Source organism: Oleiphilus sp. HI0067 (assembly GCF_001635735.1).
The window spans coordinates 1-900 of the sequence record NZ_LWFI01001560.1 but is presented as its reverse complement, the minus strand read 5'-3'; the positions used below and the strand labels follow the sequence as shown (position 1 = coordinate 900).

The window sequence follows — 900 nt, the reverse complement described above, 5'->3', positions numbered from 1 at the left end:
TTAGCGCGTTGAACGACAAAAAGTCGGCCCGAAGGGTAAGCGAAGCGCATCATCTATTGTTTAAAGTGCAATGCATGGAGTTAGACAGAAGCGGACGTTCGATCCACGCAAAGTTCAATAAGTCCTTTGATTAAGCAATTTTTGATTAGCGTCTCTGCTCTTCGAGGTCTTAGCGTTCCGAGACTAGAATATCTAGATAGGCTTAATCTAAGAAGCTAGTGAATATTCGCGGCAAGGCAATACGAAAAAATAATGGTTAGTGACTATAAGAGAACCATATTTACCGTTAGCATACATCCGCATTCAGTATATGCATTTTTGTTTCAAGGAATTTCATGGACGAGCAGACGTTAAATGGTTTAACTGCGGCTTATGCAGCTGCCCCATCTCAAGAACTAGCAAAGATCATCGCTTTGGCTTACGCCGATAAAGGTGATATCGAGTTAGCAGAGTCCTTTTTTAAAGATCAATCTATGGTTTTGTCCGACGAGGAGGCCACTAAATTAGTAGATTGCTTTGTACGGCATAATGATCTAACCAGTCTAATAAAAATTTCTGAAGGAATTGATGTAGGTTCTTTGCTCCATATAGTAAATAAACTTAAGAATGAGGAGTGTCTCGATGAAGCGAAAGCAGTTTATGTTTCAGGGAAAATAAGGGATGCTTCAATTCGCTCGCAATCTCTCGATAAGTTTTTTGGAATTACAGAAGAGAAGGTCAAACTAAAAGTTGTCGAAAAATTAGACTTTGGCTCAGTTACTGAGCTGGCCCGACATCGAGAAGATTCTACTACGTTTGAGGATGTGGTTGGGCTCAGCCAAGTAAAAAAACAAGTTCACAAGAAAATTATTTTACCCTTTCAGAAACCTTCTTTGTTCCAGCGTTTCAAGAAGAAGGTGG

General features: G+C 39.9%; 1 protein-coding gene. It reads left to right on the top strand.

Annotated elements, in window-relative coordinates; translation table 11 throughout:
• Positions 1 to 335 precede the first annotated feature (335 nt).
• Positions 336 to 900: hypothetical protein (locus tag A3739_RS25480; RefSeq protein ID WP_197472572.1), on the top strand; the 565-nt coding region annotated here is incomplete at its 3' end.